The 15,678-nt window shown below is 42.1% G+C and carries 17 protein-coding genes; 10 read left to right on the top strand and 7 right to left on the bottom strand.

The features are described from left to right. Positions 1-85: 85 nt before the first annotated feature. Both JOC33_RS15380 and JOC33_RS15375 read right to left on the bottom strand, forming a co-directional pair. Positions 86-1,237, bottom strand: coding sequence for an acyl-CoA dehydrogenase family protein (locus JOC33_RS15380; RefSeq protein ID WP_205093436.1), 1,152 nt, complete (start codon positions 1,235-1,237; stop codon positions 86-88). Positions 1,238-1,341: 104 nt separating this feature from the next. Further along, a complete protein-coding gene (locus JOC33_RS15375) occupies positions 1,342-1,950 on the bottom strand; it encodes a hypothetical protein (RefSeq protein WP_205093435.1) in 609 nt (202 codons plus the stop codon). A 158-nt stretch (positions 1,951-2,108) separates the two neighbouring features. Between JOC33_RS15375 and JOC33_RS15370 the strand changes: the two genes are divergently transcribed. Continuing rightward, a complete protein-coding gene (locus JOC33_RS15370; RefSeq protein WP_205093434.1) occupies positions 2,109-2,528 on the top strand; it encodes a VOC family protein in 420 nt (139 codons plus the stop codon). Between the two features lie 411 nt (positions 2,529-2,939). Here the strand turns inward: JOC33_RS15370 and JOC33_RS15365 are convergent, their stop codons facing one another. Next, positions 2,940-3,956 carry an STAS domain-containing protein gene (locus JOC33_RS15365; protein WP_205093433.1) on the bottom strand — a complete coding sequence of 339 codons (1,017 nt, stop codon included), beginning with the start codon at positions 3,954-3,956 and terminating at the stop codon, positions 2,940-2,942. A gap of 248 nt (positions 3,957-4,204) precedes the next feature. Here JOC33_RS15365 and JOC33_RS15360 point away from each other — a divergent pair, with 248 nt between their 5' ends. The 3 genes from JOC33_RS15360 (at position 4,205) to JOC33_RS15350 (ending at position 5,446) form a co-directional block, all read left to right on the top strand. Further along, the gene (locus JOC33_RS15360; RefSeq protein WP_205093432.1) at positions 4,205-4,342 is read left to right on the top strand and encodes a YjcZ family sporulation protein; all 138 of its coding nucleotides are present in this window, start codon (positions 4,205-4,207) and stop codon (positions 4,340-4,342) included. Positions 4,343-4,452: 110 nt separating this feature from the next. Further along, on the top strand, positions 4,453-4,695 hold the full coding sequence (locus JOC33_RS15355) for a hypothetical protein (RefSeq protein ID WP_205093431.1): 243 nt from the start codon (positions 4,453-4,455) through the stop codon (positions 4,693-4,695). Positions 4,696-4,816: 121 nt separating this feature from the next. Then, a complete protein-coding gene (locus tag JOC33_RS15350; protein WP_205093430.1) occupies positions 4,817-5,446 on the top strand; it encodes a LysE family transporter in 630 nt (209 codons plus the stop codon). Between the two features lie 178 nt (positions 5,447-5,624). On the opposite strand, the gene JOC33_RS15345 is transcribed toward JOC33_RS15350, so the two are convergent. Beyond that, complete coding sequence (locus JOC33_RS15345; protein WP_205093429.1) at positions 5,625-6,953, bottom strand: amino acid permease; 1,329 nt, start codon at positions 6,951-6,953, stop codon at positions 5,625-5,627. A 244-nt stretch (positions 6,954-7,197) separates the two neighbouring features. Here JOC33_RS15345 and JOC33_RS15340 point away from each other — a divergent pair, with 244 nt between their 5' ends. Beyond that, complete coding sequence (locus tag JOC33_RS15340; protein WP_205093428.1) at positions 7,198-9,165, top strand: aconitate hydratase; 1,968 nt, start codon at positions 7,198-7,200, stop codon at positions 9,163-9,165. 1 nt (position 9,166) lies between these two features. Beyond that, entirely contained in the window at positions 9,167-9,343 is a 177-nt protein-coding gene (locus JOC33_RS15335) for a hypothetical protein (protein WP_205093427.1), read from the top strand. 56 nt (positions 9,344-9,399) lie between these two features. Here the strand turns inward: JOC33_RS15335 and JOC33_RS15330 are convergent, their stop codons facing one another. Together JOC33_RS15330 and JOC33_RS15325 are read right to left on the bottom strand one after the other, a co-directional pair. Continuing rightward, entirely contained in the window at positions 9,400-10,347 is a 948-nt protein-coding gene (locus tag JOC33_RS15330) for a ComEC/Rec2 family competence protein (RefSeq protein WP_205093426.1), read from the bottom strand. Positions 10,348-10,759: 412 nt separating this feature from the next. Continuing rightward, positions 10,760-10,897 (bottom strand): hypothetical protein, encoded by a 138-nt coding sequence (locus JOC33_RS15325; protein WP_205093425.1) that lies wholly within the window; start codon positions 10,895-10,897, stop codon positions 10,760-10,762. Between the two features lie 872 nt (positions 10,898-11,769). Between JOC33_RS15325 and JOC33_RS15320 the strand changes: the two genes are divergently transcribed. The 4 genes from JOC33_RS15320 (at position 11,770) to JOC33_RS15305 (ending at position 14,247) form a co-directional block, all read left to right on the top strand. Then, positions 11,770-12,402 (top strand): flavodoxin family protein, encoded by a 633-nt coding sequence (locus JOC33_RS15320; RefSeq protein ID WP_205093424.1) that lies wholly within the window; start codon positions 11,770-11,772, stop codon positions 12,400-12,402. 102 nt (positions 12,403-12,504) lie between these two features. Beyond that, entirely contained in the window at positions 12,505-12,822 is a 318-nt protein-coding gene (locus JOC33_RS15315) for a winged helix-turn-helix transcriptional regulator (RefSeq protein ID WP_338054543.1), read from the top strand. A gap of 144 nt (positions 12,823-12,966) precedes the next feature. Next, on the top strand, positions 12,967-13,374 hold the full coding sequence (locus tag JOC33_RS15310) for a DoxX family protein (RefSeq protein WP_205093422.1): 408 nt from the start codon (positions 12,967-12,969) through the stop codon (positions 13,372-13,374). Positions 13,375-13,398: 24 nt separating this feature from the next. Further along, complete coding sequence (locus tag JOC33_RS15305; protein WP_205093421.1) at positions 13,399-14,247, top strand: VOC family protein; 849 nt, start codon at positions 13,399-13,401, stop codon at positions 14,245-14,247. A gap of 241 nt (positions 14,248-14,488) precedes the next feature. Here the strand turns inward: JOC33_RS15305 and JOC33_RS15300 are convergent, their stop codons facing one another. Beyond that, the gene (locus JOC33_RS15300; RefSeq protein ID WP_338054536.1) at positions 14,489-15,382 is read right to left on the bottom strand and encodes a formate/nitrite transporter family protein; all 894 of its coding nucleotides are present in this window, start codon (positions 15,380-15,382) and stop codon (positions 14,489-14,491) included. Positions 15,383-15,678: the final 296 nt, after the last annotated feature.

Here is a 15,678-nt window from a genome sequence, read left to right as displayed (position 1 = left end):
AAACTGTGCGGAAAACGACCGGGAAAAACCTCAGACTTTCGACCGAAAAGGAACCAGGCACCCCATTCTCTGGAGTGCCTGGCTTTTAAGTGCGGGCTGCAAGCATGTTGAGGACAGCGTCGTCCATCGGCGGGTTATGGAGGCCTGCACGTACGTCGCGATAATATTTTTCAAAGGGATACTTTTTAGATAATCCTCTCCCGCCAGCTATCCGCATGGCAAGATCGACAACTTCGTTTGCTGCGTTGGTCGCTACTACTTTCACTGCTGCCAGTTCAGCTCCCATATGTGTTCTTTCAGCTGGCTCATTGTCCCACCTTTCAGCAACTGAGTACATGAAGTAGCGTGCACTCATCAGCTTTAATTCCATCTCGCCGATTTTCTGTTTGATATGTCCTACCTCAGAAATAGGGTGATCCAGGCTGTTCGGCTGAAAGTTTTTGGCAAACGCAATGGCATCGTTCCGGGCTGCAATTGCGATACCCAGATAACAGGCGGGAATATGCAGCAGCCAACCTTTAGGATTAGACTTTTTCCCGTCTGCCATTTCGACAAGACTGTCAGCCTTTACTTCCACATCAGTCAATACGAGGTCATCACTTCCGGTTCCACGCATACCCAGGGTGTCCCATGTATGATCTACCTGAACACCGCTAAGTCCTTTTTCAATCAGAAACCAGCCGACAGCATCGCGATCTTCTATATAAGCGGACACGACGTAGTAATCTAAAACATCTGCCATGGTCGTAAAGGTCTTTTTCCCGTTAATGATATATTTACCATCTTGTGGGACGGCGCGGGTTTCTGGAATGCCTCCCCGGGTTGGACTACCAGTTGCCGGCTCTGAAGCAGCCCTGTTTAATACTTTTTGGGATGAGGCGATTTCCTGTGCGATCTTTTCAAACATTTTACTATCCCATAACTGTTCATCTCTTAGTTCCATCACGATTCCAAGGTGCCAGCCGACTGACAGCGCTACGGCTCCGTCACCTTCTGCCAGTTTTTCCTGCATCAGCAGGAATTCATATAACGAAATGTTTTCGCCGCCGTATTCTTCAGGCAGCGGGAGAGAAAAGTATCTGGCCGTCTTTAGATCCTTCAGGTTCTCAGGAGAAAATACTGCAGCTTCATCCTGCTTGTCTGCCCGGTTTTTCACCTTGGAGGATAACTGCCCGGCTTTATCGAAATATTTTCTATGACTGTCATTTTTAATAAATGGACGATATAAGTCATTCATTCTATTCACCCCAGCCTAGTTATGATTTATTAAAAGCATACTAGACCAATCGGGATTAATCCAATTAATCGCATGTCTCCTACTCGATAAAGCAGATATTTACTTCAGTGACCAGACTTAACTGCTTCCATAAACATTCGAAGCTCTAATTTCAATTTATGGCGTTCAATATTCATCTCTTCAGTCAGTTGTTTCAGGCTTTTGCCCTTTTGCTTATCCTGGATGATCCGGCTCAATTCAACTTCTGCCAATTTTGATAAGACAGCAGCTTTTACCAGGAAATGTAGCGGGATACCTCCTTCTAAGTGATCGGCGAGAACGTCTTCACTTTCGCCAGTATATTGACTTAACTGAGCTATGACTTTATCTTTGTTTTCCTCCAGGAATCCCAGCCTATTTTCTTTAAGGGCTTCTTTCAAATTCATTAAATCAGCCCCAAAATATTCGGCAGTTTCCTCCCAGGATCCCGTTTCTTTAAATTTTGCTAGTATGATTCCGATATCCTTTTTTGCATATTTGGATATCAGAATTGCTTTACGAATATCTTCTTTCTCATAGCCTTGCTTTTCATACTCCTTAAATTCCTTCATAAAATGCATGTGGTATTTTTGATTATGACCAGGTTTATTTCCTTCAAAGTCAGCTGCTGTTCCCACGTAAGGGAATGGGAGGAATTGACACAAAATCAAAACCAAACTTACTGCCACTTTCATATTACCCGCCTCCATTTTTTACATATTCTTGCACAATTACCTGTTATCATGTGGCATACGACCTGACAAATATTAGAAGCGGTTTTTCTATTTGCAAGCAGGAAAACATATTCTCCTAATCGAAAAGTAAAAATAATAAAAGGAAAAGGATGAGTGCCATGTTCAAAGTTGGAAGTATTTTCATTCCTGTTTCTAATCTGGATGAATCGATTAAATGGTATGAACATTATTTGGGAGCAATTTTTGTTGACAGGTGGGATTTCGGTGAGCGTGGTGCAGGGTTTGTCTTCAAAAAAGGGGATGCCCAACTAGGGTTGGTTGAAGTGGACCGTCCCCAGCCAACAGAGTTTGAAGTTAAAAAAGGTAAAAAAAATAGTTATTATAACTTTCTCGTTACTGACATTCACAAAGCCCATCATTCTCTTTATACAAAAGGCGTGGTCGTCAGTGAGATTTCGGATTACTCGGGTATGGGCTGCTTTGAATTCCTGGACCCAGATGGTAATCCATTCAGCGTAGTAAATGAGGTCGAAGGATCCAGTTTTCACGAAGAAAACTTGGAAAAATTGCGCAAATAACATACCTAAAAGCGGACGCGCCATGCCCACCCCCGACATACTTAAGACGACCCTGGCGTGACGAGCTTTGTCACAAAGAGTAAGACTTTCGATGACAGGCGCTGAAAATAAAAGAAGTCTGCTGCAGAGGTGTATTATAACCATCAATTTTGACAATTAAAAAGCTGCCCTATCCCTGTTCAGGATAGAGCAGCATCTATAAAAACTGTTTGATTAATGGCGACGTTTATTTAAGAATTTCCGGATCATCGGATAAATGACCGGGCCATATTTGAAAACCCTTTTAAGAAGTTTTCCCATTACTTTCACCCCATTGTGTGATATTAGTGTTTATTTGATATATGTTTACCCTTCCTCTTCGATCCTAAAACAAATGTGCAATCCAATTCCTGGAATGCACATTTTTTATTTTTATACAATTTTCCTCCCTTTCTGTGCAAGGGCGTAATGAATACCATGCTGCAGGTTTTGAAAACAATCGAATGGTGATAAGTCGATGGAAGTTTCCGTAATGCTCTGAGCTAATTTTGGTGAAATGCCTACCAGAACAAGCTTAATTCCGATCAAGGAGGCTGTTGATCCCATTTTTTCAATAAAGCTAATGGTGTAAGGGGTCAATAAATTATTGATTCCGGTGAGATCTAAAATAAGAAATTCCGCTTTATGTTTTGGCAAATGCTGAAGGGTCTGTGAAATCAGTTCTTCCGCCCGTTCCTCATCATACCTTCCAAGCAATGGTACGACGACAATCCCTTCCAATACGGGGATGATCGGAGAAGACAAAGTTTTTACCAGCTCTTTTAGATCCCGAGTCTTATCTTCTACGAGCCCCTCTAAATGTATGATCTGCTCAGCTTCTTTTTTTCGAATTAACTGATGGATATTCTGCTGTACATTTATCTCTGAAGGGAAATAGCGGATAACGCTTTCGTCATATCCTTCCAATTGAGAATGCTCTACTTCATACCAGATATTTGTCTGGAACATTCCTGTAAATATTCCGGCATAATGGGCAGGTAAAAAGGTTCCACCTGTTTTTTTCCCTTGGGCTTTGTTTATTTTGTACTCCCAGTCGTTTTTCAAATGGACGCACAAAGTTTGGCTTTCTATATCGATATCCGTTACCCTGGCAAGTCCCCAGCCAGCTGAGGCATAAGTATCAGGTATGATTTCGGCGACTTCATGGATATCAATTGAATTGCTGGCAAAATAGTTACCTACAACAGTACCCTGCCGGAAACCTGTCGTTTCAAGGACAAGGTTCGCCGCCTCTTCACCGGATATTTCTTCTATGGTATCTAAAAATGATTTCATCGCGGAAGTTATCCAAAACAGGACAGCTTCTTCTCCTTCATAAAGGAATTGCCCTTTATTAATATTCCATGAAAATTCCAGTCCGGCAACGTTTATTTCGTGTTTTTTTGACAAAAAACTCCCCCCTTTATAAAGAATTCGTTTTGGTACCTATAAAAACCTGCATCAGGCATCCATAACTTCATTCCATGTATTGGTTTATAATAAACTCACATTCGCTCGTCCTTCGTGAATGCGTCTGGTTTTTTTCAGGGGCTTCTTTGCAAAAACATTTATACTTTCTAAACATATAAACATTATTGCCTGGAAAACCCACCCCTTTTTCTATTTTTGACATATAAACATAGAAAGGAGGTGGTTTGATGAGTTCTAATTACGGATCTGGATTTGCCCTGTTGGTCGTCCTTTTCATTCTACTGATCATTATCGGAGCTTCTTACGTCGGTGGTGGGTACGGCGGAGGCTACGGTGGTGGTTATGGTGGGGGCTTTGGCTTCTAATTAAACAACCATCCAAAGAAACTATCCCTTCTGAGGGATGGTTTCTTTTTACATACCTCTGCATAAAAAACGGCAGAAACCATGAAAATAAATAATAAGGAGGAAGAAAAATGAGCCCAGAAAAACATGACTTCAATAGTGTTTTGGATGAATTGAACAACGCGAAACTTGCAGTGGAACGCGCCCAGGAGGATCAGGCGGGGTTTACGGAAGCCCAGCAGCATGTAAAGCATGCTGAAGAAGTACTGAATTCAGCAAAGCATGACCCATCGTTTACAGATGAGAAAGCGATGCAGCGGGCGACAGACCTGCTGCGCTTAATCGAAGAAACGAACCAGGCTTTAAAAAAGTGAAGAAAACTGAGAGTATCCTGTGAAATAAAAGCAGGGTACTCTTTCTTTTTGCCATAGGTGATATAAACCTAGATGAATGAATACATTGGTACAAGCTACTAAAGATTGAGGAGGTAAGGCTTTGACAGTATTCATCAGCTATGTCCTGCTCGGATTATCCTTGGCCGCTCCGCTCGGCCCGATTAATGCAGCCCAAATCGACCAGGGAATTAAAAACGGTTTTTTTCATTCTTGGCTGATCGGACTTGGCTCGATTCTGGCAGAACTATTTTTTATCATCGCCGTTTTTTTCGGTGTTGTACATTTTTTAGAAATTCCGTTTATGAAAACCTTCCTCTGGCTTTTCGGCGCTTTTGTTCTTTTGTATACAGGTTTTGAAAGTATTGCCAATTCACAAAAATTAGAGGTCAGTCACAGCAGAAATAAGGATTCGTTAAGAAAAACGTTTATGACCGGCTTCCTTATCTCAATCACGAATCCTCTATCCATTTTGTTCTGGCTGGGTATTTACGGCTCTGTACTTGCCAATACAATCAACCGCTATGACCATTTTCATTTAGTCTTATACGGCGGTGCTATTCTGGTCGGCTTGATGCTGTGGGATGTGACCATGGCTTGTATTTCCAGCGGATTCCGCAGGTTCCTCAATACCAGAGCATTAAGAGGGATTTCTGTCCTGTCAGGGTTATGCTTATTCGGTTTTGCATTCTATTTTGGTATGCAGGCAGTCAAACTGTTATTTCATCTTTAGGACAGGCCCGACCTTCCTCGTTTACCAGGCTATAACGGAAAGGATGGTACTGCCAAGTCCGTTTTGTTTACAGCAGAGCAACTAACAAAGCTTGAAAAAGCATGATTGGCTCAGCCGGCTTTTGGCGATAATTAAAGCTCGATAAGCGGATTCCCGTTTGCCGACTTGAATAAAAAAACTACTGAGGACTATGAGAAGTCCGCCATTTTTTCCTCATCCACAGTGTGATGGCGCCAATTACCAATAAAAATAACAAACTGATGAAAAATCCGATTCTGCTTGTGGCATCAAATAATGTCCCGCTCACCCCCAATAAAATCAAGACCATGCCGACAAGGCGTTTAACTTGGTCTTTTCCGTTCAGCTTCATCAGCTTATGATACGTAATCAAAATGAACAGCCAAGTATATAAAAGCATCAAACCAGCAGCAGTCGTCAAGTATTCGTAAATTTTTTCCGGAAGTATAAGAGCGACAAGTATGGATGCAACAAGTCCACCGATGGTAAGAAATAAGGCATGGAACGGCACACCTCGCTTCCCGGTTTTTGCAAAAAATGCCGGAGCATCCCCGTCTTCTGACAATGTGGACAAGATGGTTGTTATCGCATAAAGAGAAGCGACCATAGTAGAAAAGCCTCCGATAATAAGCGCGCCATTAAATATATGAGGAACAAAAGAAAGATCATACTTACTCAAGGCAGTAATAAACGGGCTTTCGTCAGGGTTGAACTTTTTCCAGGACATCAGAAATATTGCCAGCCCGAGAGACAGTATATAGATAACTGCCAAAGTGATAAGCATAACTTTCCCGGATTTAGGCGCGTCTTTCGGTTCCTTTAGTTCATTGGCCATAATCCCCATCACTTCGATTCCACCGAATGCATAAAACGCATATAGAAAAGCTGCCCACAGTCCCGTCAGACCTGTTGGAAACAGCCCCTCCCCGCTCATTTCAACCGTATTGTCCGGTCTTCCCCCTTCAAGCATTCCTGAAACCGCAAGAACAGCTATGATAATGAACATGAGGATCGCAGCGGTTTTAATAACCGCAAACACATTTTCAAAGCGTTCGAAACCAGTAACACCGGTAAGGATGACACCTATACCTAACCCGCCAAAAATAGCAGATAACAGCCAAAGCGGCATTCCCGGAAACCAGAACTGAGAAAATATTGCTAATGCAGTAAGCTGGCTGCCCATGATTAATAGCTCAGATGACCAATATACCCACCCATTGCTGAAACCCGCCCACCTTCCGAAAGCTTTCTTTGCATAGGAGCGGAACGATCCTTTTTCAGGATGTTCTGCTGTCATTTTCGCCAGCGCGTCAAAAACGAGATATGTACCTATCGCTGCGAGAAGAAACGTAAGAAGAACCCCTGGACCTCCACGTTTGATAGCTAGCGCTGATCCAAGAAAAAAACCTGTTCCTATTGTGCATCCAACACCTATCAAAGAGAGCTGCCACCATTGTATTTTTTTATTTTCCTTCTTCCCTTTTTCCATAACCGTGCCCCTTCGATATAGTATTGTTAGTAAAAACTTGGCTTGTCGTCAAGTCCTAATGGCAGTAGCCTTAGTTTTACTTATACTAGGATTTTTTCACTACGCCGCAATGCTTCTTTGTGGAATTTTGTACTTTCTTAATGTACGAGAAAGCCCATCATTTATACCAGACGATTCATACATAAAAACACCAAAAATAGGCAATCTTAAAGCTTAGAATTGGACTAATAGGAGGAGAACAACGTTGGCAATGAACGTATCGCAAAAACTAATCAAAAACCACCTTGTTTCCGGAGAAATGGTTCCCGGAACAGAAATCGGTCTAAAGATTGACCAGACACTGACCCAGGATGCTACAGGAACCATGGTAATGCTTGAACTGGAGGCCATGAACCTGGACAGGGCAAAAACAGAGGCATCGGCTCAATATGTAGACCACAATATCATTCAGGAAGACAGCAAAAACCCAGATGACCATTTATTTTTACAAAGTGCTGCTCGAAGGTTTGGGCTCTACTATAGCAGGCCAGGTAACGGTGTCAGCCACCCCGTCCATATGCAGCAGCTTGCTAAACCCGGCAAAACATTACTCGGCTCAGACAGCCACACTTGTGCCAATGGTTGTATGGGGATGCTGGCTATGGGAGCAGGCGGAATCGATGTGGCTATGGCCATCGCGGGAGAACCATTTTACGTAAAGATGCCGGAAATCTGGGGAATTGAAGTCACAGGCAGGCTCCCAGATTGGGTAAGTGCTAAAGATGTGATTTTGGAGCTGTTAAGACGGCACGATGTAAAGGGCGGGGTAGGAAAAATAATCGAATACTACGGACCTGGGCTTGAGCATTTGAGTGCAATGGATCGTCACGTTATTGCCAACATGGGTGCTGAACTTGGGGCTACAGCGACGGTTTTTCCATCAGATAAAGAGATACACCGGTTCCTGAAAAGTCAGGACCGAGGGAAAGATTGGGAGGAAATTGTTGCTGACGATGGTGCAACCTACGATCTGAATGAAGAAATCGATCTGTCGACGATTGAACCGATGATCGCCAAACCATCCAGCCCTGGGAATGTTGTACCTGTTACAGCTATAGCAGGGGAACCGATTTATCAGTCCTACATCGGTTCATCAGCTAACCCTGGCTATCGAGATTTTGCCATCGCCGCTGAAATTGTTAAAGGAAAACACGTTGCAGATGGAATTTCTTTCGATATTAATCCATCCTCCAGGCAAATGCTCACCGATCTTGTCAAAGAAAGCCATATTGCCAGCCTAATTTCTTCAGGTGCCAGACTTCATCAGGCTGGATGTAATGGTTGTATCGGGATGGGACAAGCTCCTGCAACCGGCCGCAACAGTTTGCGTACAACACCAAGGAACTTCCCCGGACGGTCAGGTACACGCGAGGATAGTGTCTTTTTGTGCAGCCCAGAAACAGCTGCTGCTTCCGCATTAACAGGAAAAGTCACGGACCCCCGTACCCTCGATATGAAATATCCTAAGGTAAAGGAAGTATCCCGCCCTTCCATTGATGATGGACTGCTGCAAAAACCACTACCAATGGAAGAGGCACGAAATATCAGCCTTGAGAAGGGACCGAATATCGCATCTATTCCGGAAATGTCACCTCTTCCGGATAAATTGGAGGTTCCGATTTTATTAAAAATGAACGATAACATTTCAACAGATGAAATCCTTGCAGGTGGTTCCCGCGTCCTTCCCTACCGAAGCAACCTTCCGGAAATCAGCAAGTTTTCATTTGAAATCATCGATGACACTTATTATGACAGAGCAATGGAGATTCGGGATGTAACAGGGCATGCCTTGGTCGGCGGCTATAATTACGGACAAGGCTCTAGCAGGGAGCATGCCGCGCTTGCGCCAAGATATCTCGGACTGCGCGTTGTTCTTGCCAAGGACTTTGCCCGTATCCATTGGCAAAACCTCGTCAACTTTGGAGTATTACCACTTACTTTCAAAAATGATAGCGATTATGATTCCTTAAGCCAGGGAGATACTATTCTGCTCGAGGATTTAAGGACCACTATTCAAAACGGTAAAGAAGTGAAAGTCACAGTTAAGGGAACCAACCAGTCATTCACGGCAGTACACGCCTTATCGGAACGTCAGATTGATATGATGCTTAAAGGCGGATTGATTAACTGGGTAAAAGCAAGACATAAAAAAGAAGTTAAGGGAGGAATATAAAATGGTACAACGTAATAATATTTGCAAAGCATGTGATGGATCCGGACTATTGATGGATGATGAGGAATGGCGATACACGTGCAGTATCTGCGGTGGTGATGGAGTATTTCTCCAGGGAGAAAGCCCAGAGCCAAGCGAACGGCTCGACGTTGATGAAATGAATAGGACATTAGAATAAAATTAGCCCTGAGCGCATTGCTCGGGGCGTTTTATTTCTATATAGAAACTAAGGACTTAATTGAAAGTTTCATTCAGGGTGGGTTCCTTTTCTATTGGCCCAGGTTTGAACTTTGGCATGTATGGATCCGCATCTATTTCGTATTCTTGTTTTGTCACTGTTACGACGATATCCCCTGCTTCTGCAGTTGAATACAGAGTGGTGCCGAGGTGATAAAATCTTGCTACCACTTTGCTGACAGGATGACCGTAATCATTATTTTTATCGTATGACAAAATGGCGGCTTCCGGATTTACCCTATCGATAAACGCCTGTGAATTACTCGTGAACGAGCCATGATGGGCAACTTTCAGAATCTCTGAACGGACATCATATCGTTTCATCATTTCCTTCTCATTTTTTGTTTCTGTATCGCTTGCCAATAGTATATCCATTTCTCCATAGGTAAGCTTTAAGACAATCGACGCGGGGTTATTCTCCTCTTCGTTCCGATCAACATGTAGAACTTGCACCTTTACATCAGAGTCAAGTTTCAATTTTTGCCTTTCTTTAGCGATATGAAAGGGAATCTCTTTTGCTGCGATAATTTTCAAATATGCTGCATATGTGTCCGTTGTATGGGTTTTCCCACTATCGAGTACTTTTTTCACCTTGAATTCATCTAAAACTTCCAGCAATCCGCCGATATGGTCGATATCCGGGTGTGTGGCAACAACTTGATCAATTTTAGAAACGCCTGCTTTCTTCAAATAACTGGCCACTTTCTTACCGGCTTCTCTGTCACCGCCATCTACAAGCATTGTTTTCCCATTAGGGAATCTTACAAATATACTGTCTCCCTGACTGACATCAATAAAATGAACTTCCAATTTTCCGTTCTTTGCAGTTGTTGCAATCGTTTCTTCCTCAACTACCAGTGAAGCATGATAGGCCTCACCGCCAGAAGGCAGTAAAATTAGAAAAGCAACAAAAATATAAGTATAATTCATCCATCTTTTCATCATAATCCCCCCTTTTTTCCGGCAATGAGTGTTCTTTTTATCATTTGCTGATTAAGGGGAATTAACACGAACTTTCCATTAGAAAAACTTGGCTTGTCGCCAAGTCCTTATAGGGAAAACCTCAGTTTTACTTAAACTTAATCCTTTGACAAAGTAAAACTTTTTTAAAGCATCAAAAAAGACAGAACCTTTTTTCCATGGTAAAAAGGTTCTGCCTCATGTCGTTGAAACAACTAAAAACATAGGTCGTAAATGGACTTCGTGTAAAAATCGAATGAGTAGTTGAATTATTATCATCCTCAATAAAGATTTTTAGTAGCGATACTACTGCATCGCCATCGGTTCATGACTGCCACTAAGCCATCCCCATGAAATAGTTGATCCTGTACCTATTAAATTTCTTCACAGAACAATGTTATTTTCGCTTGGAAAATTTAGTGACTTTACCGCTGGTTGTCTGTACTTGGCCTTTTTGCACTGCCTGCTTTTTGAATGCTTCGTTTTTAGCATCTTTTTCAAGCAGTTCACGGCCCTTGGTAAACAGGATCGTCAATTTGATCAGCCCTCCTTTTAAGAAATGTATTAGGCGATTCCCGTATTTAATTAGTTAAAACTTAAAAAATCAACCAATTTTTGTAAGACGTTACGTCTCACGTCTCTGAACCACTGAAAGATTCCTTTAAAAAGGATTTGTTATTTCTCATGAACACATTACGAGAAACGGGGCAGAGAGCCACCCTAAAAACAAATGCTGTTCCAAAAGTGAGGAACACTTTCAGAACAGCATTAATGAATTTATCGATTTTCTTTTTTTGCAATGTCAACTGCAAACATAGGATTATCTTGGGTCAATGCCACTTAAAAATGCAATATTGGAATTTTAACATCAAGGACTGATGTTTAGTTCTATTGATGACCTGCTGTCTCTCATCCCATGCTTCGTTGATCCTGCCGATATTCACTTTTCCAAAGACCATGCCTCAACATAACTTACTTACGCTTTCTCTTAAACATCTTACGACTACGCGTCTTAGGCTTCTGAGTTTCTTCAGTCTGTTTGTTGAACGCCTGGTTCTTGGAATCTTGTTCAAACAGTTCGCGGCCTTTGGTAAACAGGATCGTCACAGCAGCTCACCCTCCTTTTTTAAGTGTATTAGGTTGCTTCCATCCTAGTATAGAAGCCCCCTAACCAGGCATCATAAAGGTGGAATGTAACGTTCACAACTTTCAGAATGTTTCTTATGCATTGCGACGTTATAGAGTTATTCCCCTTTATTTAATGCAAATTTAACATACGAGAAAGCCATGGAGCAATAGGAAAGTTCTAAGCATTTTTTACCATCTTTTATAAGGTAAATGGTGCCAGATTTAATTTGGCCAATTCGGGAAAAGGAAGATAGGAAACTGGTAAAAGGAGGAATGTAAATGACCGAATTAAGAGCAATTATATTGAATGCATCCTTTAAAACAAGCGAGGATGAAGAATCGAACACCGAGGCATTGGCCAAAGAAGTGACAAATGTGTTTGATAAAGAAGGCATACACCATGAAAGCATCAGACTCGCTGACTATAACATTAAATACGGAGTGAGCGATGACCTGGGAGAAGGTGATGAATGGCCGAAAATTTTTGAAAAAATTAAGGAAGCAGACATCCTGATTCTTGCCACTCCTGTATGGGCCGGGGAAAAAAGCAGTCTCGCCAAACTTGCTATCGAACGAATTAATGGCGGGGCATCGGTAACAAATGAAAAAGGTCAATCCATTTATTATAATAAAGTTGCCGGTACGGTGGTTACAGGAAATGAAGACGGGGCTAAAAATGCAGCAAGCTCCATCCTGTTTGCCCTTTCTCATTTTGGATTCAATATTCCGCCGAACGCTGATACTTACTGGGTAGGTACAGCTGGTCCGGGACCTTCCTTTATAGAAGCAGATGGAATTGAAAATGAATTCACACGCAATCATGTAGTCATGGAAGCTTACAACCTCATCCATCTTGCCAAAATTTTAAAAGAAAATCCGATTCCAGCCCAAGGAAATGTCATGGAAGACTGAAAAACTCCCTCTTCAGGTATAGTTAATAGACTAAATTACTTTTAGTAATCAAAGAACTGTATTATAATGAGGATAACAAGAAGTTATCAGGCCTGGGGGGAGATTATGGAATACAAATCACTTTGTCCAAAATTCGAAAAAGCGTTCCAAATACTCGGCAAACGATGGATGGGAGTTATTCTCTACGTTTTGGAATCAGGACCAATGCGTTTCAACACCATCGCCAACCAGATCCCGGAAATCAGCAAAAAAATGCTGACAGAACGTTTGAAGGAATTAGAGGAAAACGGACTTGTCGAACGCAAAGTTTATCCGGAGACACCTGTACGAATTGAATACAGCCTCACAGAAAAAGGCATTGCCATTACCCCAGCCTTGTCAGAAATCCAATATTGGGCTGATCAATGGATCGAGAAATAATAGAAATCTCTTCTGATTTATTAAGGAGAGGTTTCTTTTTGGGTTTAAGGTGATAAAAAGTAACTAATTTAGTTTTTTATCTTGACTTACTTTTAGTAACCTGTTATATTTTTATCATACAAAAGATAAAGGAGGAGTTACATTATGACAGCATTAGCTAGTTTGGGCCTGTTAATCATCCGCTTATTCCTTGGATTGTCCTTTGCCGCTCATGGTGCACAAAAATTGTTCGGATGGTTTGGCGGACATGGAGTTGAAGGTACAGGAGGATTTTTCGAATCTATCGGAATCAAACCTGGGAAAACAATGGCACTTGCAGCCGGTATAAGTGAGGTCATTGGCGGATTATTGTTTGCGCTTGGTCTTTTGACACCATTGGCAGCTCTTTTGATTGTCGTTCCAATGCTTGTCGCCATCGCAAAAGTGCACGGATCAAACGGTTTCTGGGCAACAGAGGGCGGCTATGAATATAACGCTATCATCATTGTTGCAGCAATCGGTGTTGCACTTATTGGAGCAGGAACTTATTCTGTAGATGCAATCATCTTCTAATTTATATGATGGAGGTATAACGATATGAACATTCACCCTGATACAGCAATCGGCGCTGTCCATTTAGTTGTCAAAGATCTTGAACGCTCCATACATTTTTATGTGGATTATCTCGGCTTTGAAATTCTCGAAAAGAAGAAACACATTGTGTCTTTATCAGCAGACGGGCAGAAACCTTTGATATGGCTGGAGGAAGGTAACGGAAAGCTATCGGAAAATAAAGTATCTGACGGGCTTTATCATCTGGCAATTTTAGTGCCGGATCGTACCAGTCTTTCACTCGCATTACGCCGGCTGCTGGAAAAGAATTATCCTTTGCAAGGTGCTTCTGACCATGGCTTCAGTGAAGCACTGTATCTACAGGACCCTGACAATAATGGGATAGAGATTTATGCCGATCGTCCAAGAGACAACTGGCCGAAAGACACTTCCGGTAATATCACTGCCGCCACTTATCCTCTGGATGCTGAAGGTTTACTGAAGGAGTCCGAGAGCAAAACGTGGAACGGTCTTCCTTCAGGAACTACTATTGGACATATCCATCTCCATGTCGGAGAATTATCTGCTGCTGAACATTTTTATGTCGATGGACTCGGTTTTGACAAAATGTTTGAAATGGGAAGAAGCGCATTGTTTTTGTCAGCTGGTGGTTATCACCATCATATCGCTCTCAATACCTGGACAAAAGCTATGGATGTTATGGAAGGTAGCGGATATGGTCTGAAATATTACACGATTGAAGTGCCTGATGAAGAAACTTATAATCATGTACTCGAGAATTTACAAAATACCGGTGCTTCCGTTGAGATGCTGGCAGACAGCGTACAGGTAAAAGACCCATTCGGAATCACTATGAAAATAGCCATCGCTTAAAAAAGGCTTGAAGAGAATCTTATCATCGAGCAACGTGTCCACCAATTGATTCATGCTTTTGATTCTCACGAAACGCTTGCCGGGGGCACAGTCTCCCGCTCCATCGTGGAATCAACCATAATATGTTAAAGACAAAAACGGTCTGTATGGATACAAAACTCCATACAGACCGTTTTTTAAATCACACCTTTTTATAACCTTTCAGTTTTTCAGTAGGCCCCACCAATTGTTAGGGGCTTTTTTAATTGTCATTTTGTGAGCTCAAATCCTCTTTATAGGCATAGGTGAATATCAATGCTACCAGCAGTGCTCCTCCTATGATGTTTCCTATACTGGCTGGAATAAGGTTGAATAATATGAACTCATACCAGGCATAAGGTGTATCAGAAAGTACACCAAGACTGAAATAACCCATATTTGCTGCACTATGCTGGAAGTTTCCCGCAACGAACAATATGACTGGCAAGGTTGTCCCTAACAGCTTCCCAGTAATGTCACGGGCTGCTGTCGTTAAAAATGCTGCCATACCAATCATCCAATTTGCCAGGATACCGGAAATGATCACTTCAAACCAGCCCTTCACGCCAAATTGCATGAACTTCATTTTTTTATGCAATAATTCTCGCATTTCCATATAAAATGGGTCAGATAATGATCCGGAGGTTTGAATCAGAACAGCAACAAACAGTGCACCCACAATATTACCAAGATAGGTAGCCAGCCAGAATTTCACCATGTTCTTATGCATCAAGCCGGCAATATGGAATTTATAGGTTGGAAGAAGCACATTAATCTCCGTAAACAAAACCGCTCCCGAAATAAACACCATCGCATAACCAGCGGCAAAACCGAGACCGGATAACAAATAGTAAATTCCTTCAGCTTCTATATCAATACCGAGTAAGATGGAAAAAGCTGCTCCAAATGTCATAAACGATCCTGCAGTAAATGCCAACAGCATCTGTGCACGGAATGGTTTTGCCAGATGGTCTCTCCCCTTCTCCCCGAATTCATTCACAATTTGTGAGGGAATATAAAATTGGCGATCTGGATTATCCGCCTTTTTTATCGGAGTCTTTTCCGCTTCCTTCATTTCTCTATCTAAATTCTTACGATCATCTTTTTTCTCTGTCATTTACTCCCCTCCAGTCTTATACCTTTATACCCTGTCCACTCATTTGTGAACCTTCTAAAAATCGGCTATAAGAGGAAGTTTTATACCAAGATAAACCGGATAATCAACCACTATAAGAACAAAAGCTAAAAGCGCCTCGCTCACCCCCGACAAGCTTAAGCCAAGCCTCGCCGTGACGTTTCTTTGTCACAGAGAGGATCGGCTTAAGACCTCGAGGGGGTAGGCGCTGGTACTGGATGAAGACCTTCGTAAAAGAGTTATCCATTTTTTGTAACTTCCTGGACAACTGGAATTAT

Source organism: Thalassobacillus pellis (assembly GCF_016908295.1).
Lineage (GTDB): Bacteria > Bacillota > Bacilli > Bacillales > Halobacillaceae > Thalassobacillus > Thalassobacillus pellis.
This window is presented reverse-complemented; position numbering and strand designations above follow the sequence as displayed.